Origin of the sequence: Streptomyces sp. NBC_00576 (assembly GCF_036345175.1) — a bacterium.
Classification (GTDB): domain Bacteria; phylum Actinomycetota; class Actinomycetes; order Streptomycetales; family Streptomycetaceae; genus Streptomyces.
On record NZ_CP107780.1, the window covers coordinates 6,519,011 to 6,535,895 of the forward strand.

At 69.9% G+C, this 16,885-nt stretch carries 15 protein-coding genes; 9 read left to right on the forward strand and 6 right to left on the reverse strand.

Annotated elements, in window-relative coordinates:
- Positions 1–10 precede the first annotated feature (10 nt).
- From OG734_RS28230 to OG734_RS28240, 3 genes are all read right to left on the reverse strand, one after another.
- Positions 11–1,339 carry a DUF5667 domain-containing protein gene (locus OG734_RS28230; protein WP_330290284.1) on the reverse strand — a complete coding sequence of 443 codons (1,329 nt, stop codon included), beginning with the start codon at positions 1,337–1,339 and terminating at the stop codon, positions 11–13.
- 390 nt (positions 1,340–1,729) lie between these two features.
- Positions 1,730–2,506 (reverse strand): ECF subfamily RNA polymerase sigma factor, BldN family, encoded by a 777-nt coding sequence (locus OG734_RS28235; RefSeq protein ID WP_330290285.1) that lies wholly within the window; start codon positions 2,504–2,506, stop codon positions 1,730–1,732.
- A gap of 992 nt (positions 2,507–3,498) precedes the next feature.
- Positions 3,499–4,443: an HAD family hydrolase gene (locus OG734_RS28240; protein WP_330290286.1), complete on the reverse strand. Its 945-nt coding sequence runs from the start codon at positions 4,441–4,443 to the stop codon at positions 3,499–3,501.
- A 148-nt stretch (positions 4,444–4,591) separates the two neighbouring features.
- On the opposite strand from OG734_RS28240, the gene OG734_RS28245 reads away from it, so the two are divergent.
- The 6 genes from OG734_RS28245 to hemB all read left to right on the forward strand — a co-directional run bounded on the left by OG734_RS28245 (position 4,592) and on the right by hemB (position 11,757).
- Entirely contained in the window at positions 4,592–4,867 is a 276-nt protein-coding gene (locus tag OG734_RS28245) for a glutaredoxin family protein (RefSeq protein WP_330290287.1), read from the forward strand.
- Positions 4,868–5,213: 346 nt separating this feature from the next.
- Positions 5,214–6,038 (forward strand): redox-sensing transcriptional repressor Rex, encoded by an 825-nt coding sequence (locus OG734_RS28250; protein ID WP_330290288.1) that lies wholly within the window; start codon positions 5,214–5,216, stop codon positions 6,036–6,038.
- Positions 6,035–7,876, forward strand: coding sequence for a glutamyl-tRNA reductase (locus tag OG734_RS28255; protein WP_330290289.1), 1,842 nt, complete (start codon positions 6,035–6,037; stop codon positions 7,874–7,876). Before OG734_RS28250 ends, OG734_RS28255 begins: the two co-directional genes overlap by 4 nt.
- Positions 7,873–8,853, forward strand: a complete 981-nt coding sequence (gene hemC, locus OG734_RS28260) for a hydroxymethylbilane synthase (protein ID WP_330290290.1) — start codon at positions 7,873–7,875, stop codon at positions 8,851–8,853. The genes OG734_RS28255 and hemC overlap by 4 nt, the downstream gene beginning before the upstream one ends.
- On the forward strand, positions 8,850–10,556 hold the full coding sequence (locus OG734_RS28265; protein ID WP_330290291.1) for a uroporphyrinogen-III synthase: 1,707 nt from the start codon (positions 8,850–8,852) through the stop codon (positions 10,554–10,556). Before hemC ends, OG734_RS28265 begins: the two co-directional genes overlap by 4 nt.
- Before the next feature lie 211 nt (positions 10,557–10,767).
- The gene (hemB, locus tag OG734_RS28270) at positions 10,768–11,757 is read left to right on the forward strand and encodes a porphobilinogen synthase (protein WP_330290292.1); all 990 of its coding nucleotides are present in this window, start codon (positions 10,768–10,770) and stop codon (positions 11,755–11,757) included.
- On the opposite strand, the gene OG734_RS28275 is transcribed toward hemB, so the two are convergent.
- The gene (locus tag OG734_RS28275) at positions 11,724–11,942 is read right to left on the reverse strand and encodes a hypothetical protein (RefSeq protein WP_330290293.1); all 219 of its coding nucleotides are present in this window, start codon (positions 11,940–11,942) and stop codon (positions 11,724–11,726) included. The genes hemB and OG734_RS28275 overlap by 34 nt on opposite strands.
- Positions 11,943–12,275: 333 nt before the next feature.
- Between OG734_RS28275 and OG734_RS28280 the strand changes: the two genes are divergently transcribed.
- Together OG734_RS28280 and OG734_RS28285 are read left to right on the forward strand one after the other, a co-directional pair.
- A complete protein-coding gene (locus OG734_RS28280; RefSeq protein WP_330290294.1) occupies positions 12,276–13,178 on the forward strand; it encodes an SAM-dependent methyltransferase in 903 nt (300 codons plus the stop codon).
- Between the two features lie 104 nt (positions 13,179–13,282).
- Entirely contained in the window at positions 13,283–14,494 is a 1,212-nt protein-coding gene (locus OG734_RS28285; RefSeq protein WP_330290295.1) for an aminotransferase-like domain-containing protein, read from the forward strand.
- A gap of 39 nt (positions 14,495–14,533) precedes the next feature.
- Here the strand turns inward: OG734_RS28285 and OG734_RS28290 are convergent, their stop codons facing one another.
- Entirely contained in the window at positions 14,534–15,328 is a 795-nt protein-coding gene (locus OG734_RS28290) for a DUF4253 domain-containing protein (protein ID WP_330290296.1), read from the reverse strand.
- Positions 15,329–15,751: 423 nt separating this feature from the next.
- Between OG734_RS28290 and OG734_RS28295 the strand changes: the two genes are divergently transcribed.
- Complete coding sequence (locus OG734_RS28295; RefSeq protein ID WP_330290297.1) at positions 15,752–16,108, forward strand: DUF805 domain-containing protein; 357 nt, start codon at positions 15,752–15,754, stop codon at positions 16,106–16,108.
- A 74-nt stretch (positions 16,109–16,182) separates the two neighbouring features.
- Here OG734_RS28295 and OG734_RS28300 read toward each other — a convergent pair whose 3' ends face one another.
- Complete coding sequence (locus OG734_RS28300) at positions 16,183–16,803, reverse strand: hypothetical protein (RefSeq protein ID WP_330290298.1); 621 nt, start codon at positions 16,801–16,803, stop codon at positions 16,183–16,185.
- Positions 16,804–16,885 lie beyond the last annotated feature (82 nt).

Genomic DNA, 16,885 nt, shown 5'->3' on the forward strand with positions numbered 1-16,885 from the left:
GCCGACTGCTCTAGCTCGCGTCCTCGCTGTCGATGCCCAGGCCGGGCAGCAGGCCCGGCAGGAGCGGCGGGAGCGTGACGTCCGGTTCGGCGCTCGACGGGGTGGTCGTCGACGGGGACGCCGTGCCGCTGTCCTGTGGCGGGTCGAGGAGGCCGCCGGTGTTGCCGCCGAGCAGGCCGTCGCTACTGGTGCCCGAGGCGGACGGCTTGGGGTTGCCGCTGCTGGACTCGCGCCCGCCGACGGAGTCGCCGCCGGGGCTGCTGGGCGCGGCCGACCGGTCGGAACCGGACGAACTCGTGCCCGACTGCGGTCCGGAGCTCTGCCGTTGGCCTCCGCCACCACCGTGTCCGCCTCCGCCTCCGCCGCTCCGGGAGGGAGGCTGCGGAAGCAGGGACTGGAGCGGGGCGACCTCTTGGTCTATGGCGTCGAAGACCGACGACACCTCCTGGCTCACGTCCCCGAGCTGCACCGGGAGACGTTCGCGCAGGGCGCCCCACGCCTCGCGGTGGGAACGGGAGAAGGTGTCCAGAGCCTGGATGGGGCCCAGGGAGTCCGGATCGTGCCGGTACGCGTCGTGCAGCAGGCGGTGCCCCTCCGAGGCGTCGTGCTGCATGCCGGACAGAGCGCGGCGGATCTCGCCGAGCGACTCGTGGTCGAGCTGGCCGGCGCGGTCGCGCTCCATCAGTCGGCGCGCCTCGCTGAGCCGCGTCGAGGCCTGGTCCAGGTAGACCTTGCCTCGCTCGCCGTCGCCGTCGGCCAGGTAGTTGAGCTTGATGTCCTCGATGCCGCGCTTGAGGCCGTACAGCGAGTCACCTGGCAGGGCGTCGGAACTGGCGGCGGCGACACCCCCGAAAGCTCCCGCCGCCACGCCCACGCTGAGCCCGCCCGCGGCGAGACCCTTCGTGAGCCGTGAACGGGGTCGCAACTTCCCCAGCCCACTCGCCCGGTGGCTGGCCCTCGCCCTGGAGCGCTGCTCGGGCACCAAAGGGTTCGCCGCCCCGCCTCCCGGCACGGTGCCGTCCCGCAGCATGGCCTCCATCGCGGCCACCAGCTGGGCCCGGTGGACGACCTTGACCGCGGGGTCGAGCACCGGCTTGGGCAGCTCGCCGAGACCGGTCGCGAGGGCCACCAGGCGGCTCGGTTCGGTCCGTTCCGCCCGGGGATCCACCTGGTGGTCCGCCCGGTGGTCGGCCTGTTCCGCGACAGCCGGGGCCGACTCCGGGGCAGGGTCCGGTGCCGGTCCTTCGGGCTGCTCGGCCGCCGAGTCCCGGTCGGACAGCTCCTCCAGGGCCTGGGCGAAGGCGTTCGCCCGCCGGTGCGCCGAAACGTTCGCGATCACTGGCGGCACCTCCTCTCGTCATGACGGTCGGCTCCCCAGGGGGTCCTGAGGGTTGCACAACCCTGACCACATCGTCGATCAGGTGATCGAAGACGGCCAGGGAGTGACCACAGGGAGCCTGTATCCCGCACAACGAGTGGCGCGGCACTTGGGTTACGGACGGCGGATGATCGGACCGCGAACTCAACGGACTTTCACCGAAGGTGAGTTGGCGATCGCGGAGTGTGCGAATTCCGAGCGGGTGGAAGCCGGCCGGGGCGGGGCGGAGGCCGCGGTGCGGGGGAGGCGGTGCGACGCGAGATGCGGTGCGGGGTGCGCCAGGTGGCTCGTCGGGCCTGGGCGCGGCGCGGAGAGGTGCCGGGGGTGTGCGCGGAGTACCTCGTATGGTGCTCAGCGCGCGTCTTCCGGGAGGAGCCGGGCGAGTGTGCGGACGGCGCGGTACTGGAGGGTCTTGATGGCGCCCTCGTTCTTGCCCATCACTCGGGCGGTCTCGGCGACGGACAGCCCCTGGAGGAAACGCAGCGTCACGCACTCCTGCTGCTGGGGGTTGAGTCGTTTTACGGCGTCGAGGAGAGCGGCGTTCGAGAGGGACTCCAGGACGGAGTCCTCCGGTGAGCGCTCGACCTCGTTGGCGTCCAGCATCTCGCCTGTGGTCACTTCGAGCCGGAAACGGCTGGACTTGAAGTGGTCGGCGACGAGGTTGCGGGCGATGGTGACGAGCCAGGCGCCGAAGTCACGGCCCTGCCAGGTGAAGGTTCCGATGCGGCGCAGGGCGCGCAGGAATGTCTCGCTCGTCAGGTCCTCGGCGGTGGCCTTTCCTCCCACTCGGTAGTAGATGTACCGGTACACAGTGTCGCTGTACTGGTCGTAAAGGCGGCCGAAGGCGTCGGCCTCGCCGGCCTGTGCTCGCTCGACAAGGTCCATCATGCGGGCGCTGTCACTGTCCGCAGCGGGGCGGCGAGTGGTGGCGGCGCCGGCGCCGGCCGCGCGGCCTCGTCTGCCGACCGCGGCGGTGCCGTCGGCCAGTGCGTAGCACGGGCCGATTGGTGCGGCGGTGGCGAATGCGGGGACGGCGTACGCGGTGGGGACGAAGCCGCGCAACAGGTCTAGGACCGTTGCGCGCAGCGTAGCCAGGCCCGAGGCGTCAACCCCGACGTGTGGGTACACGGGACTCCCAGAGGCAGAGCTTCCATCACGTGCAGTGCGGGACCGTTCACCCGTCGTGGCGACGGAGGGGTACCGGTTTGCGTCTGAGGAGAATAACGCTTCGTACAGGCGCTGCTACACCCGGTTGCTCAAATCATCGATTACGTCGCTTCTGTTACCTATTGACGCCCGTTCAAGTGCCGCAGTGTGACAGGTTGTTGATCGATAAAGGCCGAGTTGAGCTCCGCTCGGGGCGTGTTGTGGCTGTGTACGGCCAACGGGACTGATGGAGGGGTTACGGGGGTGCGGTTGGGCGAATGGTTGTTTCTTCGCCCCCGCCGCCCCTACCCGTCCCATCCTGAACCTGGGGGCTGCGCCCCCAGACCCCCGCGCCGGCCCTGAACGGGCCTTGTCCTCAAGCGCCGGACGGGCTGGAGATGCGGGCCGGAGCTCGAAGGGGACCGCCCGGGCTGGCGGGGATTGCCGGTGTGTGAGGGGCGGGCCGACGTGTGAGGGGCGGACCCGGCCGGCATGGGAGGGAGACCCGGCCGGCATGGGGGCGGGCCACGGCCGGGGTGGAGGCGGGGGCGGCCGTGCTGGAGGGGGTGGCCGAGGTGTGAGGGGGGTCGGCTGTGCTGGAGGGGGTGGCCGAGGTGTGAGGGGGGTCGGCTGTGCTGGAGGGGGTGGCTGAGGTGTGAGGGGGTCGGCCGTGCTGGAGGGGGTGGCTGAGGTGTGAGGGGGGTCGGCCGTGCTGGAGGGGGTGGCTGAGGTGTGAGGGGGCGGCCGAGGTGGAGGGGTGGGTCGGCGCGTGAGGGGGGTCGGCTGTGCTGGAGGGGGCGGCCGAGGTGTGAGGGGTGGGGCCGTGCTGGAGGGGGGCGGCCGGTGTGGAGCGGTGGGTCGGCCTATGAAGGGGCCGGCCTGCTGAAGGGGGTGGTCGACGTGTGAGGGGTGGGGCCGTGTCGGAGGGGGAGTGGTCGGGGTGGGGTTGGGGCTTCTTCTGTGTGTCGTGGGGGTCAGCGGCGGCGGCGGTGTAGGGCGATTGCTGCTGCGGTGCCGCCGGCCACTGCTCCTACGCCTGCTGCCGCCGGGATGCCGACCTTCGCCGCCTTGCGGCCGGTGCGGTAGTCCCGTAGGCGCCAGTCCAGTTGGCGGGCGTGTTTGCGGAGCTTGGTGTCCGGGTTGATCGCGTAGGGGTGGCCCACCAGGGACAGCATCGGGATGTCGTTGTGCGAGTCGCTGTATGCCGCGCAGCGGGAGAGGCTCAGGCCTTCCGCTGTGGCGAGGGCGCGGACCGCTTCCGCTTTCGCCGGGCCGTGCAGGGGTTCCCCCACCAGCTTGCCCGTGTATACGCCGTCCACCGACTCCGCGACCGTGCCCAGGGCGCCCGTCAGGCCCAGGCGGCGGGCGATGACCGTGGCGATCTCCACCGGGGCCGCCGTTACCAGCCACACCTTCTGGCCCGCATCCAGGTGCGCCTGGGCCAGCGCGCGCGTGCCCGGCCAGATGCGTTCGGCCATGTACTCGTCGTAGATCTCCTCGCCGATCGACATCAGCTCGGCGACGCGGTGGCCCTTGACGATGGAGAGGGCGGAGTCCCGGGCGTCCTGCATGTGCTCGGGGTCCTCGATGCCGGCCAGCCTGAACCACGCCTGCTGCCAGGCGAATCGGTAGAGATCGCGGGTCTCGAAGAACTTCCGCTTGTACAGGCCCCGGCCGAAGTGGAAGATCGCGGCGCCTTGCATCACGGTGTTGTCGAGGTCGAAGAAGGCAGCGGCCTTGTCGTCACCGAGGACGGGGAAAGCCGGTTCCTCCTCGGTGCCGGGCGGGACCGGCGCATGCGTCAGTTCCTCCAGCTCCTGGGAGGATTTGCGCGCTGCCTCCGCCGAGGCCTCGCCTGCCAACACGCTCCGCGCCGTGGCGGAGCGCCTACGGGGAGTGAGCCATCCGAGAGCGGCCATGGCGTGAGCATAGCCAGTTTGTTCGGTGCTTCCGGAGTCGAGAGGTTTGGAGGTTGTGAACTCTCCGCGACCGCACAGTTAAAGAACTGGATCCGCCGCTCCCCTGCGGGCCCGGATGCCTTCCCGGCGGTCGCGGGACAATGGCTGTATGAGTCCTCTGTTTCGGCGCGTCGACCGCCGTACGCCCCAGTCTCGGCTCGTCACTCTCATCCGGAAGCCCGGTTGTCATTTGTGTGATGACGCACAAGGAGTTGTCGAGAAGGTGTGCGCCGATCTTGGGGTGCCCTGGGAACAGAAGGACATCACTCAGGACGAAGAACTCAACCGTGAGTACTGGGAACAGATCCCTGTCGTGCTCATCGACGGCGCCCAGCACACCTTCTGGCGTGTCAGCGAAGAACGTCTTCGCAAAGCCCTCACATAGATTCCCGATCGATTACCGAGTGGTCGAGTTCTGACCAAGTGCTGACCGAGCAGTCCAAGTGGTCCGGAAAGTCGCTTAGGATCGAGGGCGGTTCAGATCTCGGGGGCGGGATTCATGAGGAGTGTGTGCGGTTTTGCCCCCGAACGGTGCCTGTGACGGCGAGGGACGGCGGTGCTTGTGCGCCGGTTCCATACGTGTGCGCCGGGGGTGCGTGACCCCGGTCACGTTGGCCGGGCAAATCGGACACCATCTTTGTGCACGCGTTCACAAAGACATAGCCTGCATTCGACGGGGCGGTCCAGGAACGTGTGACCGCCTGCAGCCCCGCGCTACCCGCAGGAGCACCGTGGCAACTGGCCGAACTCACCGACCGGCGACCCGCAGCCGAGGGATTCCCGAGGCCACCGTCGCCAGGCTTCCGCTGTACCTCCGTGCGCTGACCGGACTGTCGGAGCGCTCGGTACCCACGGTCTCCTCCGAGGAACTGGCCGCCGCCGCGGGCGTCAACTCCGCGAAGCTGCGTAAGGACTTCTCCTACCTGGGCTCGTACGGAACGCGTGGCGTCGGCTACGACGTCGAGTATCTCGTTTACCAGATCTCCCGTGAGCTGGGGCTCACCCAGGACTGGCCGGTAGTGATCGTCGGCATCGGTAATCTCGGCGCCGCCCTCGCGAACTACGGCGGCTTCGCCTCCCGTGGATTCCGGGTGGCCGCCCTCATCGACGCAGATCCCACCATGGCGGGAAAGCCGGTCGCCGGTATTCCGGTGCAGCACTCGGATGATCTGGAAAGGATCATCGCGGACAACGGCGTGTCCATTGGCGTTATCGCCACCCCCGCCGGTGCCGCTCAGCCCGTGTGTGATCGGCTCGTCGCCGCGGGCGTCACGTCCATTCTGAACTTCGCGCCCACCGTCCTGACCGTTCCGGACGGTGTCGACGTACGCAAGGTCGATCTCTCCATCGAGCTGCAGATCCTCGCTTTCCACGAGCAGCGCAAGGCGGGCGAGGAGGCCGACGCCGCGGCTGCCGCCGCCGACGCCGCCGCTGCGGCCGGCACCGCAGCCAGGGCCGCGGCCAAGAGGCAGGGCGCTCGTACCGGCAACGGTGGTCGTGGCAGTGGCAGTGGCAATGGGCCTGACGGGGACGTTCCCGCCGTGATGCCGGCATGAGTCTCCTCGTCGTCGGGCTGAGCCACCGCAGTGCTCCCGTCAGCGTCCTTGAGCGGGCCGCGCTGTCCCAGGACGCGCAGATCAAGTTGCTTCAGGACACCGTCGCCGCCGAGCCGGCCACCGAGGCCGCGCTGCTCGCCACCTGCAACCGCATCGAGCTGTACGCGGATGTGGACAAGTTCCACGCGGGTGTCGCCGAGCTGTCCACGCTGCTCGCCCAGCACAGCGGGGTGGGGCTGGACGAACTCACTCCGTATCTGTACGTGCACTACGAGGACCGGGCTGTCCACCACCTGTTCTCCGTCGCCTGCGGGCTCGACTCCATGGTCGTCGGCGAGGGGCAGGTCCTCGGGCAGATCAAGGACTCGCTCGCCCTCGCGCAGGATCTGCACTCCGCCGGCCGACTGCTGAACGACCTGTTCCAGCAGGGGCTGCGGGTCGGCAAGCGCGCCCACTCCGAGACCGGCATCGACCGGGCCGGACAGTCTCTGGTCACCTTCGGGCTCCAGCAGCTGGCTGGGGGGAGGGGGGCCGGGGTTTCGGTGGCTTCGGTGGAATCCTGGGCCGTGGGCAAGAAAGCCCTGGTCATCGGCGCCGGGTCCATGTCCTCGCTGGCCGCCGCCACGCTCGCGCGGCTCGGGGTCGCCGAGATCGTCATCGCCAACCGCACACCGGATCGTGCCGAGCGGCTCGCGCAGATCATCAACGAGAACAGCGAGAACAGCGAATACGGAGAGGGCAGTCAGTACGAGGGTTTCGACGGCTACGCGGGCGGCGCCACGTCCGTGTCCGCCCGCGCGGTTCCGATGGAATCGGTGCCCTTCGAGCTGACACGTGCCGATATAGCCGTTTCCTGTACCGGTGCGACCGGGCTCGTCCTCACCGCCGAGATCATCGCGGCGGCCGTCGAGGGTCGCGTGCCGGCGGACGAGGCCGGGCTGTCCCCTCGTACGACGGCGAAAGGTGACATATGGACGGCCCTGCCGCCCACCAGCCTCGGCACCGAGGACGGCTGTCCGCTGGACCTGTCCGCAGGGCAGGCCGGCCAGGCCGTGCAGGAGTCGGCCGGGTTCTCGGTGATGGGCGAGGCCGCCGTCGCCGGGATGGACGCGGCGACGCTGGAGCAGCACGCGGCCTGGGTGGACAACGGCACCGTCGGCCGGCGGGACGCGGCGCGTCGTACGCCCGACGACGACCGTGAACTGATCGCAGCGCTCGCCCTGACCGTGGCCGCCCTCGGGCGGATTCCCGAGCGGCGGCGTCCGGAGGCGCTGGTCGGTGTGGACCGGCCCCCGGCCGTGCTCTCGCTGCTCGACCTCGCGATGCCCCGGGACGTCGACGCCGCCGCGCACCGGCTGGCCGGCGTGCGACTGGTGGACATCGAGTCGCTGGCCGAGGCCTCGGCGGACGCTCCGATGGCGGCAGACGTCGACCAGGTCCGGCGGATCGTCGCCGACGAGGTCGCGGCCTTCGGCGCCGCCCTGCGCGCCGCGCACATCACGCCCACCGTCGTCGCGCTGCGCGCCATGGCCGCCGATGTGGTCGCCGGTGAGATCGCCAGGCTCGACGGGCGGCTGCCCGGGCTCGACGACAAGCACCGTGCCGAGATCACGCAGACCGTGCGGCGCGTGGTCGACAAACTGCTGCACGCGCCGACCGTACGGGTCAAGCAGCTCGCGGCCGAACCCGGCGGCGCCGGGTACGCGGACGCGCTGCGCACCCTGTTCGACCTCGACCAGGAGACGGTCACCTCCGTGTCCCGGGCGGACCGGGCGGACCAGGCCGACCGGGACACTGACCATTCTGAGCAGAACGCCGAGAACCGAGGGCGAGCATGAGTGAGCCAGCACAAGGGGCGCTGAGACTTGGGACCAGGCGGAGTCAACTCGCCCTGGCCCAGTCCCGGCAGGTCGCGGACGCCGTGAGACGGCAGACCGGACGGCCCGTCGAGCTCGTCGAGATCACGACGTACGGCGATGTGTCCCGCGAGGACCTCGCCCAGATCGGCGGCACGGGCGTCTTCGTGACCGCTCTGCGGGAGGCGTTGCTGCGCGGGGAGGTCGACTTCGCGGTGCACTCGCTGAAGGACCTGCCGACCGCGCAGCCCGACGACCTGGTGCTGGCCGCCGTACCGGAGCGCGAGGATCCGCGTGACGTACTGGTGGCGCGTGACGACCTCAAGTTCACCGACCTGCCGCCCGGCGCGCGGGTCGGGACGGGTTCTACCCGGCGCACGGCCCAGCTGAACTCGTACGCGCGTGCCCATGGGCTGAGCGTCGAGGTCGTTCCGGTCCGGGGGAACGTCGACACCCGGATCGGGTTCGTGCGCAGCGGTGAGCTGGATGCTGTTGTCCTGGCCGCGGCCGGGCTCAACCGGATCGGGCGCGCCGACGAAGTGACCGACTTCCTGTCGGTCGACATAGTTCTGCCTGCCCCTGGCCAAGGGGCCCTGGCGATCGAGTGCAGAGCGGGGAACACCTCCCACGACTCTGACCTGATCGCGGCACTCGGCGAGCTCGACGACCCGGACACCCGGGCCGCCGTGACCGCCGAACGGTCACTGCTCGCCGCCCTGGAGGCCGGTTGCAGCGCCCCTGTGGGCGCGCTGGCCGACCTGCTGGCCGACGGGCAGATTGTCAAGGAGATGCGCCTGCGCGGCGTCGTCGGCACGACCGACGGCTCGACGCTGGTGCAGCTGTCCACCACCGGTCCCGTGCCCGAGACGTACGACCAAGCAATGGCGCTCGGCCGTGAACTCGCAGCCGAGATGCTTGCCAAGGGCGCGGCCGGTCTGATGGGGGAGCGAGCACAGTGAGCCCCACCACCCTTCCCGCCGGTCCGGACCATGGGCACGTCACCTTTCTTGGTGCCGGACCCGGGGATCCGGGACTACTGACTCTGCGCGCCGTCGAGGCGCTGGCTAACGCGGACGTACTGGTCGCCGAGCACGAGGTGCTCGACGTCGTACGCACGCACGCCAGACAAGGCGTCGCCGAGCTCGATACCGAATTGGACACGCCTATTGGCAGCACGTATCCAGGCACAGGCACGCCTCAACTAACGGTTGTTGACGGCGCGTCAACGACCGCTGGTGTACCCGCTGTGCGGGATGCCGCACATCTTGTCATGGAGGCCGCGCGGGGCGGCAGGCGGGTCGTGCGTGCGGTGTCCGGGGATCCCGGGCTCGACACGTACGCCGCCGGAGAGATGCTGGCGTGCGCCCGCGCGGGCGTCCCCTTCGAGGTGGTACCGGGCGTCGCGGCCGCCGTGGGCGTGCCCGCGTACGCCGGTGTGCCGCTGCGGGACGCGCAGGGCGCGGACGTCCGGTTCGTGGACGCCCGTACGGCGTCGGACCGGTGCTGGACCGAGGTCGGGGCTTCCGACGGGACGGTGGTCGTCTCGACGACCCTCGACTCGGTGGCCGCCGCCGCGGGTGAGCTGGTCGCGGCCGGGCGTAAGCCCGACACTCCGCTGACCGTGACGATCGCCGGGACCACGACGCGTCAGCGGACCTGGTCGGCGACGCTGGGGACCATTGCCCAGATGTTCAAGCAGGGCAAGGTGCTGCCGTCGCCCGACGGTGGCCGGCCGGTGATAGCCGTGGTCGGCGAGCGGTCAGCCGCTGCTCAGCGTGAGCAGTTGTCGTGGTTCGAGAGCAAGCCGCTGTTCGGGTGGCGGGTGCTGGTGCCGCGTACGAAGGAGCAGTCGGCGTCGCTCTCCGACCAGTTGCGGTCCTACGGGGCCGTGCCGCACGAGGTGCCGACGATCGCTGTCGAGCCGCCGCGGACGCCCCAGCAGATGGAGCGGGCGGTCAAGGGGCTGGTCACGGGCCGTTATGAGTGGATCGCTTTCACGAGCGTGAATGCGGTCAAGGCTGTGCGTGAGAAGTTCGAGGAGTACGGGCTTGATGCCCGTGCCTTCGCCGGGATCAAGGTCGCGGCCGTCGGGGAGCAGACCGCCAAGGCGTTGGTCGCTTTCGGTGTGAAGCCTGATCTGGTGCCCAGTGGGGAGCAGTCGGCGGCCGGGTTGCTGGAGGACTGGCCTCCTTACGATCCGGTTTTCGATCCGATCGATCGCGTTTTCCTGCCCCGGGCCGATATCGCCACGGAGACGTTGGTCGCCGGGCTGATCGAGCTGGGCTGGGAGGTCGACGACGTCACGGCCTACCGGACGGTGCGGGCCTCGCCGCCGCCGCAGGAGACTCGGGAGGCGATCAAGGGGGGTGGCTTCGATGCCGTTCTCTTCACGTCGTCGTCCACTGTGCGGAACCTGGTGGGCATCGCGGGCAAGCCTCATAACGTGACGGTGATCGCGTGTATCGGGCCGGCTACGGCGAAGACCGCTGAGGAGCATGGGCTGCGGGTCGATGTCATGGCTCCGGAGCCGTCCGTGCACAAGTTGGCGGAGGCGCTGGCGGACTTCGGGTTGCGGCGGAGGGCTTCTGCTGTGGAGTCGGGGGATCCGGTTACTCGGCCGAGTGAGCGGCGGCCGGGGGCTCGGCGTCGGCGGACCACGTAGTTGCGGCGGGGGTGCGGTGGGGGTGGGCGTTGGGTTTTTCGCCCCCGCCGCCCCTACCCGTCCCATCCTCGGGGGCTGCGCCCCCGAACCCCCCTTTCGCGCTGAACGCGCTCGTCCTCAAACTCCCCCAGAGGGGGGACCCCCAGACGGGCTGAAAGTGCCCGACGCTGCGTCGGTAAAGGGGGACTTGGGGCGGGCGTAGCGTGGGGGCATGTCGAAGTACGGATCCTTTCCCGGTGCGCGGCCTCGGCGGCTGCGTACCTCGCCCGTTATGCGGCGCATGGTCGCCGAGACCCGGCTGCACCCCGCCGACTTCATCCTCCCCGCCTTTGTGCGGGAAGGGGTGAGCGAGCCCGTGCCGATCGCCGCCATGCCCGGCGTCGTTCAGCACACCCGGGACAGTCTGAAGAAGGCGGCCGTGGACGCCGTCGCAGCCGGGGTCTCCGGGATCATGCTCTTCGGGGTGCCGGAGGAGGGGAAGAAGGACGCCCTCGGGACTCCCGGTACCGATCCGGACGGGATTCTGCAGGTCGCCATCCGTGATGTGCGGGCCGAGGTGGGGGACGACCTGCTCGTCATGTCCGATCTCTGTCTCGACGAGACCACCGATCACGGGCACTGCGGGGTCCTGGACGCGCAAGGGCGAGTCGACAACGACGCCACCCTTGAGCGGTACGCCGAGATGGCCCAGGTGCAGGCCGACGCCGGGGCTCATGTGGTGGGCCCCAGCGGGATGATGGACGGGCAGATCGGGGTCGTCCGGGATGCCCTCGACCAGATCGGGCGCGAGGATGTCGCCATCCTCGCCTACACCGCCAAGTACTCGTCCGCCTTCTACGGGCCCTTCCGGGAAGCCGTCGGTTCCTCGCTGAAGGGGGACCGCAAGACGTACCAGCAGGACCCCGCCAATGTTCGGGAGTCGCTGAGGGAGCTGGCGCTCGACCTGGAGGAGGGCGCCGACATCGTGATGGTGAAGCCCGCCGGGCCCTACCTCGACGTCCTCGCCCGGGTCGCCGATGCCGTGGACGTACCCGTCGCCGCCTATCAGATCTCCGGGGAGTACTCGATGATCGAGGCCGCGGCGGAGAAGGGCTGGATCGACCGGGAGCGGGCCATCCTGGAGACCCTGACCGGCATCAAGCGGGCCGGCGCGCAGAACATTCTCACCTACTGGGCCACCGAGGCTGCCCGCATGTTGTGAGCCCGCTCGGGTGTGTGTGTATGCGCGGGTGCGTCGTGTTGTGTCCAGGGGGCCCTGGCCGACGACGATGACGGGCCCTCGTCCCGTACGCCCTCGCCGTCCTCGCACGCCGTGAGTGTGGTGAGCGCGACGAGCGCGACCGCCGTGGCGGCGAACAGGCGCGTACGGGAGGTGCGTACGGACATGGATGTGCCCTTTCCGAGGGATCCGAGGGGAGGGGAGCGAACGGGCGGCGGTGCCGTTCGGCGCCGTTCGGTGCTGTTCGATGGCTACAGCTTGTGCCGTGATCCGTCCCAGCACCATGTTTCGAGGGGAATCTGGGACGCCCATCCGTCCATTGGCTTGTTGACCTGCGGGGATGGCGTCCCGCTCGGGGGCGGTCCGGGACGCTGGGAGCGGGTTCCGGGACGGTCGGACGGTCTCTTTTCGATTTTCGAATATCAACTGCGGTCGGCAGCTAGGTTGTTGTTCGTTGAAGTTGAAGAGGTTTGGACACCACCTCCCCAGGGAGAGGCCACATGAGCGGCGATGCTCTCAGTCAGGACCCCGCCGAGCTGAGAAGGAGGATCGACTCCACCAAGGCCCACCCGGCCCGGGTCTACGACGTCTTCCTCGGCGGCAAGGACAACTACCCGGCCGACCGCAACGCGGCGGCCGCGGCGCTCGCCGCCAATCCGCGCGGTTACCTGGACGTCCGGCACAACCGCGATTTCATGCGCCGCGCCGTGACCACCATGGCGACGGACGAGGGCATCCGGCAGTTTCTCGACATCGGCACCGGGCTGCCCACGCAGGACAACGTCCATCAGATCGCCCAGCGCGTCGCCCCGGACACCCGGGTCGTGTATGTCGACAACGACCCGATCGTGCTCGCCCATGCGCGCGCCCTGCTCACCAGCGGGCCCGAGGGCCGCACCGACTACATCGACGCCGACCTGGGCGACCCGGCCCAGATCCTCGACCAGGCCCGCAAGACCCTCGACTTCGACCAGCCGATCGCGCTCGTCCTCGCGGCGGTCCTGCACTTCGTGGCGGAGCCGGAGGCGTACGACATCGTGCGTGAGCTGGTCGGCGCGCTGCCGTCCGGCAGTCGGCTCGTCCTCAGTCACCTCACCGAGGACCTGAACCCCGAGAACATCCGCGCGGTCCAACGGACGTACACCGAGCGCGGGTTCACCTTCGTGCTGCGGTCCCGGGCCGAGGTGGAGCGCTTCTTCGAGGAGAACGGGCTCACCCTCGACGAGCCGGGCGTCGTGCCCGCCCACCACTGGCGTCCCGACGGTGGCGCGCCGGTCCCGGAGGCGGTCGAGGCCGCGTACTTCGACTCGCTGGACGACATCGAGAAGGTCCGCTACCGCGACATCAACGACGTCACGGACGCCGACATCAACGTGTACGGGGCGAGTGGCCGCAAGGGCTGAATCCGGCGGAGGTGTCCGGATCCTGGAAAACGGTTGTAGGCGGCACGCACTTCCCTAGGGTGTGGACAGGAGCCGTGCCGTCCGCCCGTCTGAAGGAGCCGCACATGACAGCCCCAGTGAGAGCCGTTTCTGCTTCCATGCCCGCGCTCGCCGCCCGGGCACGGGCAGTCGGAGGGTCGGCCGTCCGTGACATCCTGGCCGTCACCGCGCGGCCCGAGGTGATCAACTTCGCGGGCGGGCTGCCCGCACCCGAGCTGTTCGACGCGGAGGGTGTGGCCGCCGCGTTCCGGGACGTGTTCGCGGACACGCCCGCGCGAGCCCTGCAGTACGCCACGACCGAGGGCGAGCCGACCCTGCGTGAGGCGCTCGCGATACGGCACACCGGGCGCGGCCTGCCCACCGACGCCGACGATCTCCTCGTCACCACCGGGTCCCAGCAGGCGCTGTCGCTGCTCGCCACCGCGCTGATCGACCCCGGGGACGTCGTCCTCGTCGAAACGCCCTGCTATCTCGCGGCACTTCAGGTGTTCGGGCTGGCGGGAGCGCGGGTGATCGCCGTACCCGGGGACGAGGACGGGATCGATCCGGGGGCGTTGGCGGAGTCGGTCGTTCGGCACCGGCCCAAGCTGCTCTATACCGTGCCGACCTTCCGGAACCCGACCGGTCAGACCATGCCGGTCGAGCGTCGGGCCGCGGTGGCGGAGGTGGCCGCGCGGCTCGGGGTGTGGATCGTCGAGGACGATCCGTACGGCGAGCTGCGCTTCGAGGGCGAGCGCGTGCCGTGGATCGCCTCCTGTCCGGGCGCGGAGGACCGTACGGTTCTGCTCGGCTCCTTCTCCAAGGTCATGGCGCCGGGGCTGCGGCTGGGCTGGCTGCGGGCACCGGCGGAGCTGCGGCGTGCGTGTGCCGTCGCCAAGCAGGCCGCCGACCTGCACACGCCGACCGTCAACCAGCTCGCCGCCGCCCGATACCTGGCCGACCGTGACCTCGACGCCCATGTGCGGCGCGTGGCCGGTGTCTACGGGGAGCGGCGCGACGCCATGCTCGACGGCATCGGGGACGCGCTCCCGGAGGGCTCGACCTGGACGCGCCCCGAGGGCGGCATGTTCCTCTGGGCCCGGCTCCCGGAGGCGTACGACACCGGTGCCTTGTTCCGTGGGGTGGTGGAGCGGGGGGTGGCGTACGTGCCCGGGGCGCCGTTCTACGCGGGTGAGGCGGACGGGGTGGACCGGGCGACGATGCGGTTGTGCTTCGTCACCCAGACTCCGGACGAGATCGGGGAGGGGTTGCGGAGGTTGGGGGCGGGGCTGAGGTAGTCAGTCCCACCGGCCCGTCCCACCGGCCCGTCCCACCAGTCAGTCCCACCAGAAGGACCAGGTCCGGTTGGTCAGCAGTTCGTGTTCGGCGTATGCGCGCAGGGTGTTGTGGGCTCCCTGCGTGATGTTGTCCGGGCAGAACGCGAAGTGCTCGGCGGCTATCGCCTCGGCCTCGGCGAGGGTGGTCGGCGGGGCTGCCACCGACAGCACCAGCTGGTTGAAGGTGAGCGCCAGGACCCGTATGCCGAAGCGGTCCTCCCAGGAGCGGAGTACCGCGCAGAGGCGGGCCGTGTCGCTCTCGTAGTTCGCGGGGCCGGACCAGCCGATGGCGGCGGGGACGTCGGCGGAACGGCGGGCCGGGACGAGGGCGAGGCGGGGCTCCTTGTAGGAGGAGCCGGGGGCGAGGAACGAGTCGGCCAGCCGGGCGGCAAGGGCATCGGCCCGCTGAGTGTCGGTGCCGGCGGCGGCGGGGGCCAGGCCGGGCCAGTCCTCGCCCTCCGCCGCGTACTCCTCCCAGAACTCGGTGAGGATCTCCTCGGGGTCGTGGTCCCCGGGATACGACGTGTCGGCGGGCATCAACTCCCAGTCCTGTGGCCCGCCTTGGCCGCCGCCCACCTCTATGACCACGGGGACGAGCCCGGCAGCCCGGTACGCGTCGTGGTGCGCGGCCCAGTCGCCGGGGGCGGAGGGCGCGTCGGAGTGCCAGAGGAGGGGCTCGTGCCACGGGCCCTCATCCGTGGCGTCGATCAGCCTCCCGGAGGGGAGAGCGAGACCGAGCGTGCTGCCGGTCGGGTCGGCAGCGAGGTGGGGCAGCGGGTTGGGAAGTGTCGCCATGTCGGTGACTGTAGGGCCTGCCACTGACAACGGCCCCCGAAGACCTGGATGCCTGGTCGGAGAGGGGTTTGGAGACGGGTTCGGAGAGGGGGAGCGGGCAACGGTTCGAGATCGGTCCGGTGTCGGCGAGGCCTCGAAGTTGCGTCGGACTGGCGTAGAACTGGCAATGGATCGGCCATGGTTCGGCAGCCGGAGGACCTCGGCGCCGTGAACGGCCGGTGGTTGTGCCGTCACCACCGATGACCTTGCGGGGATCTGTCCTGAAATCGACGGCCAGGGACTGTCGTTGGTTGTGTTCGGTGAGCTGGTTCCTGCCCATGAGCTGCAACGGCTAACCCTATTGACGAGTTCCCGCCAGCTCCGTAACTTCTCGATCTGGCCTGATCCGCTCGGTGGGCCCATCTCGTTCCCTGGGGGGATCCAATGAACTATTTCATCGAGGCACTCAAGAAGTACGCGGTGTTCAGCGGGCGTGCGCGCCGCAAGGAATACTGGATGTTCGTACTGTTCGCGGGGATCGCCTACCTCGCGCTGCTCGGCATCGGCTATGCCATCCACATGGTGTGGATCGGGATCATCTTCTACCTCGCGATCCTGCTCCCCGCCCTGGGTGTCGCCGTCCGTCGACTGCACGACACGGGCCGCTCGGGCTGGTGGATCCTCTTCGGGCTCGTCCCGCTCGTCGGCGGGATCACGCTGCTGGTCTTCTACTGCCTCGACGGCGACCAGGGCGAGAACAAGTACGGCCACAACCCGAAGCTCGCCCCCGCGCACATCTGACGTTCGCACCGAGGGCATCGTCCCCGTGCCCCACGCTTTGGCCGCCCGGTTTCTTCCGGGCGGCCTTTCGGTGTTCAGCCCGTCACCGTCACGATCACGATGACCGCGGCCACGATCGTGTCCAGGACCAGGCAGAACTCGGCGAGTGAGCGCGTCACCACCTTGTCGATCCGGTAGTGGTGCGCGTCCCACGCGGCGTGCGCCAGTAGGCCGCCCGCCACGAAGTACGCGCCCGCGGTCTCCGTCACGCCAAGGGCTGTTGCTGCGGCGGCTCCGAACGCCGCCATGGCGATCAGGTGGTACGGCCAGCCGCCGTGCGGGGGTGGGGTGTTGGTGCGCCGGCCGTGGAGCAGGCCGTACGCCAGGAAGGGGACGGCCAGGGCGAGCACCACCCACGTCGGGTCCACGTCGCCTCCGCCCAGTAGCTCCGTGGCGAAGATGACGACGACCGAGCCGAAGAACAGCGGCCATACCGATGAGGGTTTCCGGAGGGTCGCTGCGCCGAAGTAGACGAGCGCGGAGGCCGCCAGGGCCGGGGCCGCGTCGACGCCTGCGGACATGTCGAGGCTTATGAGTGCGGCTGCCGCTGTGCCGGCCAGAACGGGCCAGTGGTGTGCGATGCCCGGTCGGGGGGCCGGCGTTGAGGGCTGTGGTGTCGAGGGCTCTTTGCGGTGCTCCTCCGAGGAGTTCGTCATGATGCCAACGTACATACCCCTAGGGGGTACGTAAACGGCTTGCGTGGAACACGAAACGGCGGAAGCCGGGCACCCGTTCGTC